Here is an 18,110-nt window from a genome sequence, read left to right as displayed (position 1 = left end):
TCGGGGGCGGGTCGCTTCAACATGACCCAGTGAATCAAAAACCCCCGGCAAATGCCAGAGGTTTGTCAGCAGTCTGAAGCGGGGCAAATGCCCCGCTTTTTTGTTGTCGCCGCGCGGCGCGCCTTGAGCAACATTCGTTGGCTCAGTGCCTCGACTGGCGCTTTGGCTCGTAGCGGCCGTCCGGCAGCTTGTCGAACATCTCGCCGATCTGCGGATGCCGCACCGGCTCGCCCGACCGGTCCTCGAGCAGGTTCTGCTCGGACACATAGGCGATGTATTCGGTCTCCGAATTTTCCGCCAGAAGATGGTAGAAAGGCTGGTCCTTGCGCGGACGCGCGTCGGCGGGAATGGCCTCGTACCATTCCTCGGTGTTGGCGAATTCGGGATCGACGTCGAAGATCACGCCGCGGAACGGAAACAGCCTATGGCGAACCACTTGTCCGATCGAGAATTTGGCCGTTTTCATCACATTCACCACTTAGGTTCCGAGGCGCCTGTCGTGGCTGCGCGCAAGGCGCCTAAGATCTTGAATTTACACGTCACCCGGCCAAAAATCGACCCCGACTTTCGGCTTGGTGCCTATTTGGCGCAGACGCTGCGGCAATTCAATAGCCGAACTCCTTGACCTTAGCCGAAGCAACGGGTTAGCCCCGCACGGGAGTTTTCCCGCCCGAGCGAAAATGTCTGACATCATCGGTCTCGTTCTTCCATTCTTCGGCATGATCTTTGTCGGTTTCCTGGTGGCGCGCATCACCAGGCAGCCGCTGGAGGCGCTCGGCTGGATGAACATTTTCATCGTCTATGTCGCGCTGCCGGCTTTGTTCTTTCAGTTGCTCGCCAAGACGCCGTTCGAGCAGTTGACGGAGTGGAGCTTCATCCTCGGCTCGCTGATCGCCACCTACGCGATCTTCACGCTGATGTTCGCCTGGTCGGTCTTCGTTTCCCGTGGCGGGATCGCGCCGGCGACGATCACCGCCCTTGCAGCCGCTTACGGCAATATCGGCTATATGGGACCGGGCCTTGCTTTGCTCGCATTCGGCGAGCAGGCGGCGGTGCCGGTGGCGCTGATCTTCTGCTTGGAGAACATCGTGCATTTCACCGTCGCGCCGATGATGATGGCGCTGTCGGGCAAGGAGAAGGCGCCGCCGCTGCAACTGGCGCTCGGCGTCGTGAAGAAGATCGCGCTGCATCCCTTCATCATCGCGACGGCCCTTGGCGTCGCCGCCGCCTATGTTGAATTCCGCCCGCCGCTGCCTGTCGATCGCTTCCTCGACTACCTCGCCCGCGCGGCCGCGCCTTGCGCCTTGTTTGCGATGGGGGTGACGCTGGCGCTCAGGCCGCTCAACCGCGTGCCGCACGAGCTTGCATTGATCGCCGGGCTGAAGCTGGTCGTCCACCCGCTGCTTTGCTATGTCGTGCTGAGCTGGATCGGTAATTTCTCGCCGACCTGGGTCTTTTCCGCCATGCTGCTGGCGGCGCTGCCGACGGCGACCAACGTCTTCGTGATCGCGCAGCAATACGACGTGTGGGTGCAGCGGGCTTCGGCCAGCGTGCTGATCACGACATGCCTTTCGGTGGTGACGGTGACCGCGCTGCTCTACGCGATCCGGCACGGAATCCTACCGGCCGACCTCTTTCCTTAAGCCGCCGGCAATCGCGCGGAAACCGCTGCCGGGCCGCAGTCCCTCGCGCATGAAGAAGGCGCGCAGCGGCGCGAAGCCGCCCAGCGCGTTGAGGCCGGCGCTGCGCGCCAGCTGCGCCGGCAGCATGTCGGACAAGAGCGACATGTTGAGCAGGTTCACCGCACCGCTGCGCGCCCATATGTCGGGCCGGCGCCTCGTGTCATAGGAGGCTAGGCTTCGGCGTGATCCGGGATCGCTGCTGTTTTCACTCGCGATTCCAACCAGATCGTCGATATCCCTGATGCCGAGGTTGAGGCCTTGGGCGCCTATCGGCGGAAACACATGCGCTGCCTCGCCGACCAGCGCCACGCGGTTTTGCGCGAAGCGACCGGACGAGGCCGCCGACAAAGGATAGACTTGGCGGCCCGGCTCGACCGAGACCCGGCCAAGCATCGATTGCATCTGTTCCTCGACACGCCCCGACAAGGTTGTATCGTCGAGCGCGGCAAGCTCCTGCGCCGTTTCCGGCTTGACCACCCAGACAAGGCTCGAGCGCCTGCCGGGCAGCGGAACCTGCGTGAACGGCCCTGTTTCGGTGTGGAACTCGGTCGAAACGAAGCCGTGCTCGCTGCGGTGGCCGAAATTGAGCACGAGCGCCGATTGCGGATAGGGCCGCGCAGAGGCGCGAATGCCGGCGGCTTCCCGCGCCGGGGACAGGCGACCGTCGGCGGCGACCGCCAGGGACGCGGAGATTTCGCTGCCGTCGGCCAGCCGGGCGCGGGCCTGATCGGCGTCCAGGCGCCATGACTCGACAATGGATTTCAGCCATTCGACGCCGCGATGGGCTGAAACGGCCTTGGCGAGGATGGGGATCAGAACCTTGTTCGGCAAATTGAGTCCGAACTGTTCCTCGCCGATCTCGCTGGCGCGAAAGGTCACGGTCGGGCTTCGGATCAACCGGCGGGTTGCGTCGACGATGCGCATCACCTTGAGCGGCGCGGCCTGCGGCTTCAGTTCGGCAAGGATGCCCAGCCGGTCGAGAACCTTAAGCGCTGGATTCATCAGGGCGGTGGTGCGGCCGTCGGCGGTATTGGCCTCAGGGCCGACCAGCGTCACATGAAAACCGGCCTCGGCAAAGCCGAGCGCCGCGATCAAGCCGGCCGGACCGCTGCCGGCAACCAGGATGCGGGCTTTGTCGTTGTGCTCCACGCCAGGCTTCCACAATGCGAGGCGACCCGTCGGGCCTTTGTACGGATATAGGGCAGATCAGCCGGCTTGATCAACGCGGCGATTCAGCCCATTCGATTGTCATGAGTGGTGAGCAGCATGATTTCAGCCATCTCGACCGGGCGGCCCGCGCGACGGCAGGCGTGGCGCGCAGCCCGCGCCGCGCTGTCATGCTGACGATCGGTATGGGCGTCGCTCTTGCCTGGCTCCTGCTCGGCGCGATGGCGATACGTGGCGCTGAAAGCAGCCCCGTCGGCGTCCCCGGCGACATGCTGCTGAAGAATCTGCCGAGCCTGCCGTTGCCGAGTATTCTGGACCGCTTCTTCGCTCTTTGCCTCGCGCCCGCGCCGCTTGCCGGCCCGGCCAGCCTGCAGGCGCCGGCGCTGGTGCTGATGTGGTTCCTGATGGCCGTGGCGACAATGCTGCCTTCGGCGGCGCCCTTGATCCGCACCTATTGCGAAATCGCCGACACGGCGAGAATCAAGGGCGAACCCGCCGTTCATCCGCTGGTGCTTGTCGCCGGATACCTTACCACATGGCTTGGCGCATCCGTGGGCTTCACGCTGTTGACGCTTGCGATCTACGCCTTTGCCGGTTCCGGCCGGATGCTCGATCCCGCCATCGGCATTGCCGGCGGCGCCGCGCTGCTCGTCGCCGGCCTCTATCAGTTCAGCGGCCTGAAACAGGCATGCCTGGAAAAGTGCCGCAACCCGTTCTCGATCCTGTTCGCCAACTGGAGCGCCAAACCAGCCCGCATCTTCCGTTTGGGGCTGGAGCAGGGCGCCTGGTGCCTCGGTTGCTGCTGGGCGCTGATGCTGGTGATGTTCGCCGTCGGCGCGATGAACGTCTTCTGGATGGCGTTGATCGGCCTGTTCACCCTGATCGAAAAACAGACCACCGGCAGGGTGGTCAGCCGGGTTGCCGGTGCGATACTGCTTGTGTGGGCGGCTGCCCTGCTATTAGTTTCGGCGTGAGGGGGAGAATTCGATGAGCGACCAAAGCTGGGCAATGAAAGGGGAGTTGGTACTCTCCTGCAATTGCACGGTTTTCTGTCCCTGCGTGCTGTCGCTCGGCAGCCACCCGCCGACCGAGGGCTATTGCCAGACCTGGGCCGGCTTCCGCATCGACGCAGGCCATTTCGGCGACGTCGACCTGTCGGGCCTCAATCTTGGCCTGATCATGGAAATCCCCGGCTATATGAGCCGCGGCAACTGGACGGCCGGACTGTTCATCGACAAGTGCGCCTCGGTCTATGCGGTGAAGGCGCTGACGAAGATATTCACCGGCAAGGCCGGTGGCACGACATCGCTGCTGTCGATCCTGGTCGGGAAATTCCTCGGCGTCGAGCAGGTACCGATCACCTACGAGACGCGCGACAAGACGCGCGTCTTCCAGATACCGAAGATCATAGACGGTGCCGTGACGCCAATTGCCGGCAAGGATCGCGAGAAGGATACGGTGATCACCAATTCGGAATATTGGATCGCGCCGGAAATCATCGTGGCGAAGTCCGACAAGAGCAAGATGCGGGCCTTCGGCCGCAATTGGAATTTCGCCGGCCGCTCGGCCGAAATCTGCAAGCTGGACTGGCGGGGACCGTGAGCAAGAACACAGCGGCCAGGAAGGCAGCCAAGAAGATCGCAGAGCGGCTTCCGCTGCCGAAGAAGAAGGTGACGTGGCCGCAGGCGCGCGCGTTCTCGGTTCATCTGCTCACGGCGTCAGGATCGTTCCTTGCCTTCCTGTCGCTGGTGGCGGCGAGCGAGGAACGCTGGACGGCGATGTTCTGGTGGCTGGGGCTGGCGCTTTTCGTCGACGGCATCGACGGCCCGATCGCCAGGAAGCTCGAGGTCAAGGAGATCCTGCCGACGTGGTCGGGCGAGCTCCTCGACAACATCATCGACTATGTCACTTACGTGCTCATACCGGCCTTCGCGCTCTATCAGCGTGGCTTCATGGGCGAGAACCTGTCCTTCCTGTCCGCGGCCATCATCGTCGTCTCCAGCGCGATCTACTATGCCGACACCGGCATGAAGACGAAGGAGAACTTCTTCAAGGGGTTCCCGGTCGTCTGGAACATGGTGGTGTTCACGCTCTTCGTCATAGAGCCGGGCCAATGGGTGTCTTTTGCCGTTGTGGTGGTCGCAGGCATTTTGACCTTCCTGCCGATCAATTTCATCCATCCGGTGCGCGTCGTGCGGCTGAGGCCGGTCAATCTCGGCATGACGCTTTTATGGTGCGCCTTCGGCGCGCTGGCGCTGGCGCAGGCAGCACTTGCCGCCTTCTACGACAAGATCGGCGTGCTGGGAGAGCAGGTCAACAGCTTCACCAAGATCGGCATCACGATCACCGGCCTCTATCTCGCCTGCATCGGAGGCGTCATGCAGATGTTTCCCAATCTGGGCACCAAGAAGTCCTGATCCTGGATCTGGATGACATTTGTTGGATGGTCATCCTGAACTTTTGTTGGAGCATGGTCTTCCCCGACGACAGGCGCGCGGTCATGCTCCAGATCCTGTCCATATCCCATATCCTTCAGAGAGTTGAGCGATGTCCAAGGCAATCCGCATCCACGCCAATGGCGGTCCCGAAGTCCTGGCCTATGAAAATGCCGATCCGGGCCAGCCGGGAGAAGGCCAGATCCTGATCCGGCACACGGCGATCGGCCTCAACTTCATCGACGTCTATCACCGCTCCGGGCTTTACCCGCCACCCGGCGGCTTTCCGCTGATCCCGGGCGGCGAGGCGGCAGGGGTCGTGCTGGCGCTCGGTACCGGCGTCGACTGGCTGAAGCCCGGCGACCGCATTGCCTATGCCGTCAATGTCGGGGCCTATTGCGAGAAACGGGTGATCGCCGCCGACCGTGTGGTCAAGGTGCCGGACGGCATCAGCGACGAACAGGCGGCGGCCATGATGCTGAAGGGCATGACGGCCGAATACCTCTTGCGCCGCACCTTTCCCGTCAAGGCCGGCGACACGATCCTCTATCACGCCGCCGCCGGCGGCGTCGGCCTGATCCTCGGCCAATGGGCAAAGCATCTCGGCGCGACGGTGATCGGCACCGCGAGCTCCGCCGACAAGATCGAGCTCGCCCGGGCGCATGGCTTCGACCACGTCATCAACTACAAGGATCAGGATTTCGCCGCCGGCGTCGCGGCGCTTACGGGCGGGAAGAAATGCGACGTCGTCTACGATTCCGTCGGCGCCGACACCTTTCCGGCATCGCTCGATTGCCTGCGGCCGCTCGGCATGTTCGTCAGCTTCGGCCAGTCGTCCGGGCCGATCCCGCCTTTCTCGATGTCGCTCCTGGCGCAGAAGGGCTCGATCTATGCGACCCGGCCGACGCTGTTCGTCTACAACGCCAAGCGCGAGGATCTGGTGAAGTCGGCCGAAGCGCTTTTCGACGTGGTCGAGAGCGGCGCTGTCGAGATCAAGATCAACCAGCGCTATGCGCTGAAGGACGCGGCAAAGGCGCAAGCGGATCTCGAGGCGCGCAAGACAACGGGAACGACTGTCCTCATTCCCTAGAGCGCTTCACCGCTTCACACTTTTCGGCGCCATGCTGTAGCCGGCTGCCCTGTTTTTCGGCGACCTGCCGTCCCCGAAGGCAGGGCCTTGCCCGAAAAGCGTTGTTGATTTGCTGTCGTTCTCTACGGGTCTATCTTAGCCCTTGAGTTTCCGCTGAAATTCTTGAAGCTCTTTCAAGTCGGGTGCTGCTTTCCGACTGGAGCCGGCCGCGCATACCATGCTTTCGGGAACACAGAACATATCTGGGAAACCAGATGGGAGGCACTGTGAGTGCAAATCATGACAGGGCGAACCTGCTCGAGGTTCGTGGCCTAACCAAGATTTTCGGCACGCTGACGGCGTGCGATCACATCGATCTCAATATCGCAAAAGGCGAGATCCACGCGCTGCTCGGCGAGAACGGCGCCGGCAAGTCGACGCTGGTCAAGATGCTGTTCGGATCGCTCGAGCCGAACTCGGGCGAGATCTTCTGGGACGGCAAGCCGGTCAAGATCACCAGCCCGGGCGTGGCCAAGAAGCTCGGCATCGGCATGGTGTTCCAGCATTTCTCGCTGTTCGAAGCGCTTACTGCGGCCGAGAACATCGCGCTTTCGCTCAATGACGGTTCGCCAATCGGCAGCATCGCGGCGAAGGCGAGGGCGCTGTCTTACAGCTACGGCCTGCCGCTCGATCCGGATTCGCTGGTCGGAGACCTCTCGGTCGGCGAACGCCAGCGCATCGAGATCATCCGCTGCCTGTTGCAGACGCCGCAGCTCATCATCCTCGACGAGCCGACCTCGGTGTTGACGCCGCAGGAAGCCGACAAGCTGTTCGAAACGCTGGAGCGCCTGCGCTCGGAAGGCAAGTCGATCCTCTACATCTCGCACCGGCTGGAAGAGGTCAAACGCATCTGCGACCGCGCCACGGTGCTGCGCCATGGCAAGGTCGTCGGCCATTGCAACCCGCGCCAGGAGACCGCCGCGTCGCTCGCCCGCATGATGGTCGGCAGCGAGGTGAAGGCCGTGGTGCGCGCGCCGGCCGAAGGCATCGAAACGGCGCCGGCGCTGCTGGAAATCCGCGGGCTTACCCGCAAGCCGGCGACCCCTTTCGCCATTCCGCTCAAGAACATCAACCTCACCGTGCGCGCCGGCGAAGTGATCGGCATCGCCGGCGTGGCCGGCAACGGCCAGGGCGAGTTCTTCGAATCCGCCTCCGGCGAAGTGCTGCAGCAGGACGCCGGCTCGGTGCGCATTCGCGGCAAGGACGCCGGCGGCCTATCGATCACCGGCCGCCGCCTGATGGGCGCCGCCTTTGTGCCGGAAGAGCGCCTCGGCCATGGCGCGGCGCCGCGCATGAAGCTTTCGGAAAACCTGCTTCTGTCCCGCCATGCCACCGACGGCAAGGCTTTCGTCGGCTCAGGCGGCATGGTCAAGAACGGCGCGGTGTACAGCGCCGCGCAGCGCATCATCACGGCCATGGACGTGCGCAAGAGCGCGCCCGATCCGGAGGCGGCTGCGCTGTCGGGCGGCAATCTGCAGAAATTCATCGTCGGCCGCGAGCTCGACCGCAAGCCGAGCGTGATGATCGTCAACCAGCCGACTTGGGGCGTGGATGCCGGGGCTGCCGCCCATATCCGCCAGGCACTCATCGAACTTGCCCGCAGCGGCTCGGCGGTCCTCGTCATCAGCCAGGACCTCGACGAATTGTTCGAACTGTCGGATGCGATCGCCGTCATGCACAACGGAGAACTGTCGGTGCCGCTGCCGATCGCCGAGGCGACGTTCGAGAAGATCGGCCTGTTGATGGGCGGCGCCGAGCCCGGCCACGCCGAACACAGCCTGGAGGTGGCATGATGCGTATCGAACTCGTCAAACGCCCGCAGCGCTCGGCGCTGTTCTCGATGCTGTCGCCCTTCATCGCCTTCGCGCTGACGATCATCGCCGGCGCCATCATGTTCGCCCTGCTCGGCGTCAATCCGCTCAACGCCTTCCAAATCTATTTCGTCGAGCCGATCAGCCAGGTCTGGCAGCTGCACGAACTGGCGATCAAGGCAGCACCGCTCATCCTGATCGCGGTCGGCTTGTCGGTCTGCTACAAGGCCAACATCTGGAACATCGGCGCCGAAGGCCAGTTCATTTTCGGCGCGATCTTCGGCTCGATCATCCCGGTGCTGTTCCCGCAGTTCGAAGGCCCGCTGGTGATCCCGCTGATGCTTCTGCTCGGCATGGTCGGCGGCGCGTTCTACGCTTCCATCCCGGCGTTGTTGAAGACCCGCTTCAGCACCAACGAGATCCTGACCAGCCTGATGCTGGTCTATGTCGCGCAGCTCTTCCTCGACTGGCTGGTGCGCGGTCCATGGCGCGATCCGCAAGGCCACGGCTTCCCGCAGACGATCCAGTTTGGCGATTCCGCCGTGCTGCCCGAGCTGATGCCGGATGCCGGCCGCGCCAATTGGGGCTTCGTCTTCGCCCTGGTGGCCGCCGTGCTGGTCTGGCTGATGATGAGCCGCATGCTCAAGGGTTTCGAGGTGCGCGTGCTGGGCTCCAGCCCAAGGGCAGGGCGCTTCGCCGGCTTCGGCTTCAACCGGATGGTGTTCTTCACCTTCCTTCTGTCCGGCGCGCTGGCCGGCCTTGCAGGCATCTCGGAAGTGTCCGGCGCCATCGGCCAGTTGCAGCCGGTGATATCGCCCGGCTACGGCTTCACCGCCATCATCGTCGCCTTCCTCGGCCGGCTCAATCCGCTGGGTATCGTGGCCGCGGGCCTGGTGCTGGCGCTGACCTATCTGGGCGGCGAGGCGGTTCAGAGCGCCCTCGGCATTTCCGACAAGGTGGCGCGCGTGTTCCAGGGCATGCTTTTGTTCTTCGTGCTCGGCTGTGACACGCTCATCCATTACCGCATTCGCCTGATCGGCATGGCGCTGACGAAGCCGAACGGCGCGGCGCAGCTCGAAGCGGCGCCCAAGCTCGAGGAGGCCCGCTGATGGACATCGCCGTCAACATCCTTTTGACCATTGCGACCGCGGCGACGCCGCTTTTGATCGCGGCGATCGGCGAACTGGTGGTCGAGCGCTCCGGTGTGCTCAATCTCGGCGTCGAGGGCATGATGATCATGGGCGCCGTCGGCGGCTTCGGTGCCGGCTACCTCACCGGGTCGCCGTGGATCGGCCTGCTTGCCGCTATCATCGTCGGTGCGCTGTTCTCGCTGCTGTTCGCCGTCATGACGCTGTCGCTCGCGACCAACCAGGTGGCGACCGGCCTGTCGCTGACGCTGCTCGGTCTCGGCCTTTCCGGCATGATCGGCACCAGCTTTGTCGGCCAGCCGGGCGTGAGATTGCCAAATCTCGACATCCCGGGGATCAGCTCGATCCCGGTCGTCGGCAGGCTGATCTTCGGCCAGGATCCGGTCTTCTACATCTCGATCGCGCTGACCGCGGCGGTGATGTGGTTCCTGTTCAAGACGCGCACAGGGCTTACGCTTCGCTCGATCGGCGACAGCCATACGTCTGCGCACGCGCTTGGCATCAAGGTCATCCGCTACCGCTATCTCGCCGTGATCTTCGGCGGCGCCTGCGCCGGCCTTGCCGGCGGCCACCTGTCGCTGGTCTACACGCCGCAATGGGTGGAGAACATGAGCGCGGGCCGCGGCTGGATCGCGCTGGCGCTGGTGGTGTTCGCTTCCTGGCGCCCGTGGCGGGTGCTGGCCGGCGCTTACATCTTCGGCGCAGTGTGGATCGGCCAGCTTCATGCACAGGCTTTTGGCATTCCGGTGCCTTCGCAGTTTCTTTCTTCGCTGCCCTATCTGGCAACCGTCGTGGTTCTCGTTCTAATCTCGCGCAACAAGCGGCTGACGATGATGAACACGCCGGCTTCGTTGGGGCAGCCATTTGTTCCGGATCGTTGACAACAACAAAAAGACGGGAAGCTCCAAGGCTTAACTCAGAGAGGTAACACAATGAAAAAACTGCTTATTGCGTTGATGACCACGGCCGCGGCCCTGTCCCTGGCGGCAACCGCCCAGGCCGCCGACAAGCTCAAGGCCTGCTGGGTCTACACGGGTCCGATCGGCGACTTCGGCTATTCCTACCAGCACGACCAGGGCCGGCTCGAAGTCGAGAAGGCGCTCGGCGACAAGGTCGAGACCGCCTATCTCGAAAACGTCTCGGAGGGCCCGGACGCCGACCGCGCTTTCGAGCGCCTGGCGCGCGAGAATTGCAAGATCATCTTCGGCACTTCCTTCGGCTTCATGGATGCCGAGGTGAAGGTCGCCAAGAAGTTTCCCAAGGTGATGTTCGAGCATGCCACCGGCTTCAAGACCGGCGACAATCTCGGCATCTACAATGCGCGCTTCTATGAAGGCCGCTATGTGCTCGGCCAGATCGCGGCCAAGGAATCGAAGAAGGGCCTCGCCGGCTACATCGTTTCCTTCCCGATCCCGGAAGTGGTGATGGGCATCAACTCCTTCATCCTCGGCGCCCAATCGGTCAATCCCGACTTCAAGGTGAAGATCGTGTGGGTGAACTCCTGGTTCGATCCGGGCAAGGAAGCCGACGCCGCCAAGGCGCTGTTCGACCAGGGCGCCGACATCATCGTCCAGCACACCGATTCGACCGCCGCGCTGCAGGTCGCCGAGGAGCGCAAGCTGCATGGTTTCGGCCAGTCGTCCGACATGATCAAGTTCGCGCCGAACGCGCAGCTGACCTCGCTGACCGACGAATGGGGCCCGTACTATATCAGCCGCGTCCAGGCGGCGCTCGACGGCAGCTGGAAGCCGGACAATGTCTGGCTCGGCATCAAGGACGGCGCCGTCAAGCTCGCGCCCTACACCAACATGCCGGACGATGTGAAGGCGATGGCCGAGGCGACCGAGAAGAAGATCGCCGGCGGCTGGAATCCCTTCACCGGACCTGTCTCCAAGCAGGATGGCTCGCCCTGGCTGAAGGACGGCGAGGTCGCCGACGACGGCACGCTGCTCGGCATGAATTTCTACGTCAAGGGCATCGACGACAAGCTGCCGCAATAAGGCGGGCAAGTCGCAAAATCAGAAATGAAAAGGGCGCCGCGCGGCGCCCTTCTTCATTTGGCGTTCCCTTCGCGGTCGAGGGCGATCAGACGGCCGATCCATAAAGATCATAAGCGTCCGCACGGTCGATCTTGACGGTGACGATCTCGCCGGCGCGCAGCGGCCGCCGCGACTGGATATGCACCGAGCCGTCGATCTCCGGCGCGTCGTATTTGGTGCGGCCTTTGCCGGATGTACCATACGCGTCGTCGACCAGCACGGGCAGGCGCTTGCCGACTTTCTTGGCCAACTGCGCTGCCGAGATTTTCTGCTGGCGCTGCATGAACCGGTGCCAGCGCGCTTCCTTGATCTCCTGCGGCACCTGTTCCAGCCCGAGGTCGTTGGAGCGCGCGCCCTTGACCGGCTCGTATTTGAAACAGCCGGCGCGGTCGATCCTGGCTTCGTCCAGCCAATCGAGCAGCATCTGAAAATCGTCTTCGGTCTCGCCGGGAAAACCGACGATGAAGGTCGAGCGGATGGCGAGGTCAGGGCAGACCTCGCGCCAGCCGCGGATGCGGTCCAGCGTCTTTTCGCCATGCGCGGGGCGCCGCATGTTCTTCAGCACCTGTGGCGAGGCGTGCTGGAAGGGAATGTCGAGATAGGGGAGGATCTTTCCCTCGGCCATCAGCGGAATGACGTCGGCGACATGCGGGTAGGGGTACACATAATGCATGCGTATCCAGATGCCGAGCTTGCCGAGCTCCTCGGAAAGGTCGAGGAATTTCGCCCGCACCTCGCGATCGCCGAACATCGACGTCTGGTATTTGATGTCGATGCCGTAGGCGCTAGTGTCTTGCGAGATGACCAGGATCTCCTTGACGCCGGCCTTGGCGAGCTTTTCGGCTTCGCGCAGCACATCCGCGGCCGGGCGCGAGATGAGGTCGCCGCGCAATGCCGGGATGATGCAGAAGGTGCAGCGGTTGTTGCAGCCCTCGGAAATCTTCAGATAGGCGTAGTGGCGCGGCGTCAGCTTCACGCCCTGCGGCGGCAGCAGGTCGACATAGGGATCGTGGCTGGGCGGAGCCGCCTCGTGGACCGCCGCCATCACGCTCTCATAGGCCTGCGGGCCGGTGATCGCCAACACATTGGGGTGTTTTTCGCGGATGACCTCCGGCTCGGCACCGAGGCAGCCTGTGACGATGACGCGACCGTTCTCCGACAGCGCCGAGCCGATGGCGTTGAGCGACTCGTCGCGCGCGGAATCGAGGAAGCCGCAGGTGTTGACCACGACGAGGTCGGCACCGTCATGCTTGCGTGCGATCTCATAGCCCTCGGCGCGCAGCCGCGTGATGATGCGCTCGGAATCGACGAGCGCCTTCGGGCATCCAAGACTGACGAAACTGACGCGTGGGGCGGACATGGACTTTTTTCCAAGAGATGAGAGCGAGATCGAGGATTGAGCCTCAGGCTCCGGAGATCGATCTACGCGCGCGGCTTTGAGCCATTTCGCGCGGCGCAATAGCACGCTTCGGCAGAGATGCAAACCTGCCAGCCGGCCAGGAAAAAGGCGATGCGGCAAACGCTCGCCTGAAAGGGCGTCAGTGGCCGTCCGGCCCGAACCATGGCGCCAGGAAGGCAAAATGGTCGGGAAACTGCTGCACGGCGCCTCCCAGAAGCATGTTCACGGCGACATAGAGGATGATCAGCAGGCCGATATAGGCGATCCAGCGGTATTTGTGCAGCAGGCGCGCGACGAAGGATGCGGCAAAGCCCATCAGCGCGATCGAAAGGACCAATCCGATGATCAGCACCGTGGGATGCTTCATGGCTGCGCCGGCAACGGCGAGCACGTTGTCGAGCGACATCGAAACGTCGGCAATGACGATCTGCCAAGCGGCCTGCGAGAATGTCTTGCGCGGGCCCTTGCCAGCGATTTTGCCGTCCTTGTTATAATCGCCGTTCGACAGTGCTTCCGTCGCGTCGCGCTCATCCTCGTGGCTGACGCGCAGCTCGCGCCACATCTTCCAGCACACCCACAGAAGCAGAAGTCCGCCGGCGATAAGCAGCATGGGGCCGATGCTCAGCAGCCATTGGGTGATCAGGGCAAAGACGATGCGCAGGACAGTGGCCGCCGCGATGCCGACAAGGATGGCGCGCTTGCGCTGATCCGCGGGAAGGCCGGCCGCCGCGAGGCCGATCACAATCGCGTTGTCGCCCGCGAGCGCGAGATCGATTGCGACGACCTGGAGGAGAGCCGAAAGGCCTGCGGCAGTGAATATTTCCATCGACTAGAAATCCTTGCCTGAAATGAGCGTAGCCTTTACCGAGACGGCCCTAAAGGCATGGTCCATCGGCGTCAAGGCGCAGGTTTGGACATCGCCGGAAAACAACGCCGGCGGCGCAAGCCCTCAAGGATTTCGGGTGGTCGCCGGCAAGGCGGACACAGCCGAAAGCTAAAGCGCGTCGCGCTGAAGCGGATTCAGGCGACGCGCTTTAAGGCTTTGTTTTCATGCATGTCGTTATCGCAAAACCGCTGCATATTTTTGCGCGACATGCATTAATCGTAGAGATTATATTTGGCCCAGTCGGATTCCGGGATTTCGTCGCCGATCTTGTAGCGGAACTGCAGCACTTCCATATGGTCCGGCCCGGTCTGGCATTTGAACTTCAGCCGGTACCATTGACCCTTGCTGCGGAAGGCGGCGCCCGAGCTCTTGATGGCATCGGCGCTCATCTGCGGCGTGGCGAAGGCGTAGGCCACGACGCGGTCGGCCTTGTAGTTGCGATCGTCGTGGCTGATCCGGTCGAGCACCTCGGCGTCACAGCGCTGCTCGAGGCGAGTCTGCGGATCGAGTTTCATCAGGCCGGCGCGCAAGGCATTGTCCATCGCCTTGGCCGGCAAGACCGGCGTCAGCGACGCCAGAACCATCAGGCAGAGCTTTTTCATGGGCGCGAGAAGCAGCATATTTTGTCCGAGAAATCAAATGAACGGTGTTTTACCAACTGTTGACCGTTCCACCAATGCGCGCCGGAAACCGCTTCGTCTGACGGCGGCGCGCTAGGCTTCAGCTTCGATCACCGCGTCGTCACCTCGCTGCCGGTCTCGCTGGGCCTGCAACTCGGTACCACGATCGGCGTCGGCGACGGCCAGTCGCTGCAGGCCTGGGGCCGCGCGGCCTGGGTGCATGAGTTCGAGCCAGACCGCTCGGTGAAGCCAAGCTTCCAGGCGGCTCCGGGCACCTCCTTCGTCATCCAGGGCACCTCGGCCGCCGAGGACACGGTTGCGGTCAATGCCGGGCTGAAGATGAACTGGAGCTCAAACACCTCGATGTTCGCCGCCTTCGACGGCAAGTTCGGTGACGGCTTGCAGAGCTATGGCGGCGATGTCGGTCTCAAGGTGAACTGGTAGAGGGACTGGCGACCAACCTCGACCGAGGATCGCGCCCCGATCCTGCGAAGCTTGAACCGCGATGCAAGGTGGCGGAGGGAGTGGTTTTTAAACTCTTCGATTCCATAGCTCGCCGAACTTCTGTTGGTTGCGAGAGGGAGGTTGGGCGGAAGAGCAGCAAATATTCAAACAGGCGCTGGCGCGGTCGATCTGCGACAACTTCACAACGAATTCAACGATCAATGGTGCGCTCGACCTAGGGAATGGCAAGTGGGGTAAAGGTAGGGGTCCATTCTGGCTTGCTGGTGAGCTTTGCGACGGTCGCAATGGCAGAGGCAAGTGGGCAGATTAAAACTTGTAGCTCACACCAACGCGAACTGCGTGGCCTCGAATTTTCATAGTTTCGATCACATCCGGAAAGACTGGGGCCTCATTTCCGCTTGCGGTCCCGAAGTCAGTGTAGCGATACTCTAGTCGCGCGCTCCATTTATCAGCGAACGCGTACTCCAATCCGGCACCGATGGTCCAACCGGTTTTGGTCTTCGTCCAAGATTGCAAAGTTGCCGGGTCCGGGCCGCCGGCAAAGCGGAAATTGCCAAAGGCAACGCCACCGGTAACATAGGGCAGGAAGCGATCGAAGGCGTATCCGACCCTAACGCGCGCGGAGCCTTGCCAGCGCAAATCGGCGCTACCGGCACCCAAACTTAAAATTGGCTTGTTAAAACTGCCTTTGACATTGGCGTATTCGATATCGCCTTGCACACCAACGACAAGCGGCGAGTCGAATTGGTGATTGTATCCAACGTACAGGCCACCAACAAAGCCGCTTGGAGTAAAAGTCCCGCTTGGGTAAGGGGCGTGAGGGCCGTTGAAACTGTAGCTGGTCCTCGCCCACTCGTAACCGGCTTGAGCCCCGACGTAGAGCCCCGTCCAGTTGTACGTAGACGCCACCGGGTCCGAGGCTAGAACGCCAGCAGCGAAAGCGCCGCCAGTAGAAGCAATGAGAGTTGCGGTCGCGAGCAGAATCGATTTCATGCCAGGCTCCGTGTTACGCATCAGGGGCTATAGGAGCAACGTCTTAGCGGCAATATCTGTACTTCCGAGCCTTCAGGCGATTTCAATGCCCTGTTGCGGCGAAGCAACACGACCTGGAAAGGGACGTTATCAGAGCACGTCATGGCCGGCGGGACGCATGGATTTTCACAGGGGCGGGCCGGTCAGGTTGGAGATTCATAAGCTGCCAAGAGGGTGAGAGATGCTGTTGCATGGCGTCGCATACCGTCTGAATCAATAGCATTTCGAATAGCGGGCATTTTGGCGGGTAAGCTTTGAAAAATGCTAAATTATTAAATTAAATCAAGTCATTGTGGCGGAGGGAGTGGGATTCGAACCCACGGTGAACTTGCGCCCACGCCGGTTTTCAAGACCGGTGCCTTAAACCGCTCGGCCATCCCTCCATCGTGATCTTCACGAGGCGCTTCGTCCTGTTTGGGGCCATAGACCGTGCCGACAGGATCGAGAGCGCCCATGCTCTAGTGCGACGCGCAAAGACCTGTCAATCGCAGGAACGGCTCAATCCATTGTTTTGCGGACCCGGGGACAGCCGGTTCGTTGCATTGACAGTGCCGTCAAGAGCCTGTCAATCTCAATCTGCTAATATTTCAAACAGGGGGCAATCATGAAGAAAACCTACGAGAAACCCGTGCTGACAAAGCGTGGCATGCTGTCTCGTGCGACGGCCCAGCAGGTGCCGTCCGATGCGCGGGCGGATTAGCGGACAACCTTTACTCTTATTCGGATTTGATGCCGTCGATCTTGCGGGCCGTTGTTGGCAGCAGGGCATTCTCGAAGAACGCGGATTTTCCGAGCGTGGTGGTACCGCCTCGCGCCATAATCTCGCCCTGTTGCGGCCATAATCGATTAACATCGTGATAAGCAATTCCTGTGCAAAAGGGATTGGGGATCAAGGTGTTGGCCTGGCGGGCGACTTCTGGCCCGGACGGGTGGCAGCACGGTAGGGGACAATCGAAAACATGCAGATTTCGGCGCGCCCGCGTCTTCGTCGCGCTTCTGCTTTCGCCCTGTGCGCCCTTTCGGGCCTGCTTTTGGCTGCCTGCGCCTCGCAGCCCGAACCCAAAGGGATGGTCTACAAGAAGGCCCGCTCCAAGGAATATTTCGCCGAATCCGAATATGGCGTGAAAGCGAGCCCGCGTGTCCAGTTCATGCGGCGCGGCGGCGGCCGCGACCAGCTCGGCAAGCCCTACCAGGTGCGCGGCAAGTGGTACTACCCCAAGGAAGACAAGGGGTACGCCAAGGTCGGGCTTGCTTCCTGGTATGGCGATGCGTTCCACGGCCGTCTGACCGCCAATGGCGAAATCTATGACATGACGCATCTGACGGCGGCGCATCCGACAATGCCGCTGCCGAGCTATGCCCGCGTCACCAATCTGGAGACCGGCAGCTCGGTGATCGTGCGCGTCAACGACCGCGGCCCCTATCACGAAGGCCGCATCATCGACGTCTCCGAACGCGCGGCGCAGATGCTCGACTATGCCAAGGTCGGCACGGCCAGGGTCAAAGTGGAATATGTCGGCCGCGCGCCGCTCGACGGCGACGACGACCGGTATCTGGTGGCTTCCTACCACCCCGGCAACAACCGGCCGGATCCTTCGGACGGCCTGCCGACCGGCGTGATGGTGGCCATGAACGGCCCATCGCCGAGCCTGCCGGTGGGCGCGCCGCCGGCCGCCGTGCCGTTCCCTGGCCAATTGACCAATTCGGGCGAGGCCTTTGCCGCGCAACCGGGCCTGTCGGAGCAGCCGGCCGTGCAGCCGGCTGCATTCTCGGTGGAGGGCGCCAGCGATGTCGTGCTGCCCGATTTCGGGCCGATCGTACCGGAACGGCCGGATCTTACGCTCCCGTCGAACTCGCCCTTCGCCATGGCTTCGCTGTCTTACGCGGACGAACGGGTAAAGCGCGCGGATGTCTTTGCGGCGCTCGATGCAGGCGGCATGTCGCCGGCTGATGTCCTGCAGTCGTGGCGGAAATCGATCCGTCAGGAACAGACGCCCGCGTCCGACTACGTCGCCGCCGGCTCCTTCGACGAGGCCGCGGAGGCAAAGCGCGTGGCCGCGGCGCTCGAGCCGTTCGGCCGGGCCGAGATCCAGCGCACCGAACTCGACGGCAATGACTGGTATGCGGTCAACGTCTACCCGGACGGCCATGGCAGCATCGACGACCTGCTTCAGGCAGCCTGGTCGCATGGCGCGCCGGATGCGTTGGCTGTGCGTAACTGATCAAATTCGCGCGGCCCGTTGATCCGGTCGAAACAATCCTGATAGCTTGGCCGCGGGGTAGTTTTGCGCAATTCC

The 18,110-nt window shown here is 62.5% G+C and carries 17 protein-coding genes, 1 tRNA gene and 1 pseudogene; 11 read left to right on the top strand and 8 right to left on the bottom strand.

All coding sequences use genetic code 11. The features are described from left to right. Positions 1 to 142 precede the first annotated feature (142 nt). Positions 143 to 466: a heat shock protein HspQ gene (gene hspQ / locus FJ418_RS23710; RefSeq protein ID WP_181167067.1), complete on the bottom strand. Its 324-nt coding sequence runs from the start codon at positions 464 to 466 to the stop codon at positions 143 to 145. A gap of 214 nt (positions 467 to 680) precedes the next feature. On the opposite strand from hspQ, the gene FJ418_RS23705 reads away from it, so the two are divergent. Beyond that, positions 681 to 1,643, top strand: coding sequence for an AEC family transporter (locus tag FJ418_RS23705; RefSeq protein WP_140869739.1), 963 nt, complete (start codon positions 681 to 683; stop codon positions 1,641 to 1,643). Here the strand turns inward: FJ418_RS23705 and FJ418_RS23700 are convergent. Then, complete coding sequence (locus tag FJ418_RS23700) at positions 1,620 to 2,831, bottom strand: UbiH/UbiF family hydroxylase (protein WP_140869736.1); 1,212 nt, start codon at positions 2,829 to 2,831, stop codon at positions 1,620 to 1,622. The two genes, FJ418_RS23705 and FJ418_RS23700, sit on opposite strands and share 24 nt — an antisense overlap. A 101-nt stretch (positions 2,832 to 2,932) precedes the next feature. Here FJ418_RS23700 and FJ418_RS23695 point away from each other — a divergent pair, with 101 nt between their 5' ends. The 8 genes from FJ418_RS23695 (at position 2,933) to FJ418_RS23660 (ending at position 11,372) form a co-directional block, all read left to right on the top strand. Further along, positions 2,933 to 3,823, top strand: a complete 891-nt coding sequence (locus FJ418_RS23695; RefSeq protein WP_140869733.1) for a DUF2182 domain-containing protein — start codon at positions 2,933 to 2,935, stop codon at positions 3,821 to 3,823. 13 nt (positions 3,824 to 3,836) lie between these two features. Continuing rightward, positions 3,837 to 4,451 (top strand): DUF1326 domain-containing protein, encoded by a 615-nt coding sequence (locus tag FJ418_RS23690; protein WP_140869730.1) that lies wholly within the window; start codon positions 3,837 to 3,839, stop codon positions 4,449 to 4,451. Further along, complete coding sequence (gene pcsA / locus FJ418_RS23685) at positions 4,448 to 5,266, top strand: phosphatidylcholine synthase (RefSeq protein WP_181167066.1); 819 nt, start codon at positions 4,448 to 4,450, stop codon at positions 5,264 to 5,266. Before FJ418_RS23690 ends, pcsA begins: the two co-directional genes overlap by 4 nt. 130 nt (positions 5,267 to 5,396) lie before the next feature. Then, entirely contained in the window at positions 5,397 to 6,374 is a 978-nt protein-coding gene (locus tag FJ418_RS23680) for a quinone oxidoreductase (protein WP_140869726.1), read from the top strand. A 254-nt stretch (positions 6,375 to 6,628) separates the two neighbouring features. Continuing rightward, complete coding sequence (locus FJ418_RS23675; RefSeq protein WP_181167065.1) at positions 6,629 to 8,206, top strand: ABC transporter ATP-binding protein; 1,578 nt, start codon at positions 6,629 to 6,631, stop codon at positions 8,204 to 8,206. After that, positions 8,203 to 9,333, top strand: a complete 1,131-nt coding sequence (locus tag FJ418_RS23670) for an ABC transporter permease (RefSeq protein ID WP_140782750.1) — start codon at positions 8,203 to 8,205, stop codon at positions 9,331 to 9,333. Before FJ418_RS23675 ends, FJ418_RS23670 begins: the two co-directional genes overlap by 4 nt. Continuing rightward, positions 9,333 to 10,253 (top strand): ABC transporter permease, encoded by a 921-nt coding sequence (locus FJ418_RS23665; protein ID WP_140657797.1) that lies wholly within the window; start codon positions 9,333 to 9,335, stop codon positions 10,251 to 10,253. The genes FJ418_RS23670 and FJ418_RS23665 overlap by 1 nt, the downstream gene beginning before the upstream one ends. A gap of 51 nt (positions 10,254 to 10,304) precedes the next feature. After that, a complete protein-coding gene (locus tag FJ418_RS23660) occupies positions 10,305 to 11,372 on the top strand; it encodes a BMP family ABC transporter substrate-binding protein (protein WP_140646205.1) in 1,068 nt (355 codons plus the stop codon). An 85-nt stretch (positions 11,373 to 11,457) separates the two neighbouring features. On the opposite strand, the gene rimO is transcribed toward FJ418_RS23660, so the two are convergent. The 3 genes from rimO to FJ418_RS23645 form a co-directional block, all read right to left on the bottom strand. Beyond that, positions 11,458 to 12,771, bottom strand: coding sequence for a 30S ribosomal protein S12 methylthiotransferase RimO (gene rimO, locus FJ418_RS23655; protein ID WP_140869720.1), 1,314 nt, complete (start codon positions 12,769 to 12,771; stop codon positions 11,458 to 11,460). Between the two features lie 178 nt (positions 12,772 to 12,949). Next, the gene (locus tag FJ418_RS23650; RefSeq protein WP_140859370.1) at positions 12,950 to 13,636 is read right to left on the bottom strand and encodes a TerC family protein; all 687 of its coding nucleotides are present in this window, start codon (positions 13,634 to 13,636) and stop codon (positions 12,950 to 12,952) included. 272 nt (positions 13,637 to 13,908) lie between these two features. Beyond that, positions 13,909 to 14,316: a DUF930 domain-containing protein gene (locus FJ418_RS23645; protein ID WP_181167064.1), complete on the bottom strand. Its 408-nt coding sequence runs from the start codon at positions 14,314 to 14,316 to the stop codon at positions 13,909 to 13,911. 93 nt (positions 14,317 to 14,409) lie between these two features. Here FJ418_RS23645 and FJ418_RS32060 point away from each other — a divergent pair. Continuing rightward, positions 14,410 to 14,760: pseudogene (locus tag FJ418_RS32060) on the top strand (autotransporter domain-containing protein); the annotation flags it as partial. Between the two features lie 327 nt (positions 14,761 to 15,087). Here the strand turns inward: FJ418_RS32060 and FJ418_RS23635 are convergent. The 3 genes from FJ418_RS23635 to FJ418_RS32055 form a co-directional block, all read right to left on the bottom strand. Then, entirely contained in the window at positions 15,088 to 15,774 is a 687-nt protein-coding gene (locus tag FJ418_RS23635; protein ID WP_181167063.1) for an outer membrane protein, read from the bottom strand. A gap of 332 nt (positions 15,775 to 16,106) precedes the next feature. After that, positions 16,107 to 16,196, bottom strand: a tRNA-Ser gene (locus tag FJ418_RS23630). 333 nt (positions 16,197 to 16,529) lie between these two features. Next, positions 16,530 to 16,706, bottom strand: a complete 177-nt coding sequence (locus tag FJ418_RS32055; RefSeq protein WP_181167062.1) for a hypothetical protein — start codon at positions 16,704 to 16,706, stop codon at positions 16,530 to 16,532. 66 nt (positions 16,707 to 16,772) lie between these two features. Here FJ418_RS32055 and FJ418_RS23625 point away from each other — a divergent pair, with 66 nt between their 5' ends. Further along, a complete protein-coding gene (locus tag FJ418_RS23625) occupies positions 16,773 to 18,035 on the top strand; it encodes a septal ring lytic transglycosylase RlpA family protein (RefSeq protein ID WP_140869711.1) in 1,263 nt (420 codons plus the stop codon). The last annotated feature ends 75 nt before the right edge of the window (positions 18,036 to 18,110 follow it).

It is taken from the genome of Mesorhizobium sp. B2-8-3, assembly GCF_006440815.1.
Taxonomy (GTDB): Bacteria; Pseudomonadota; Alphaproteobacteria; order Rhizobiales; family Rhizobiaceae; genus Mesorhizobium.
The sequence above is the reverse complement of the archived record's forward strand: the minus strand, read 5'-3'. Positions and strand labels throughout refer to the sequence as shown.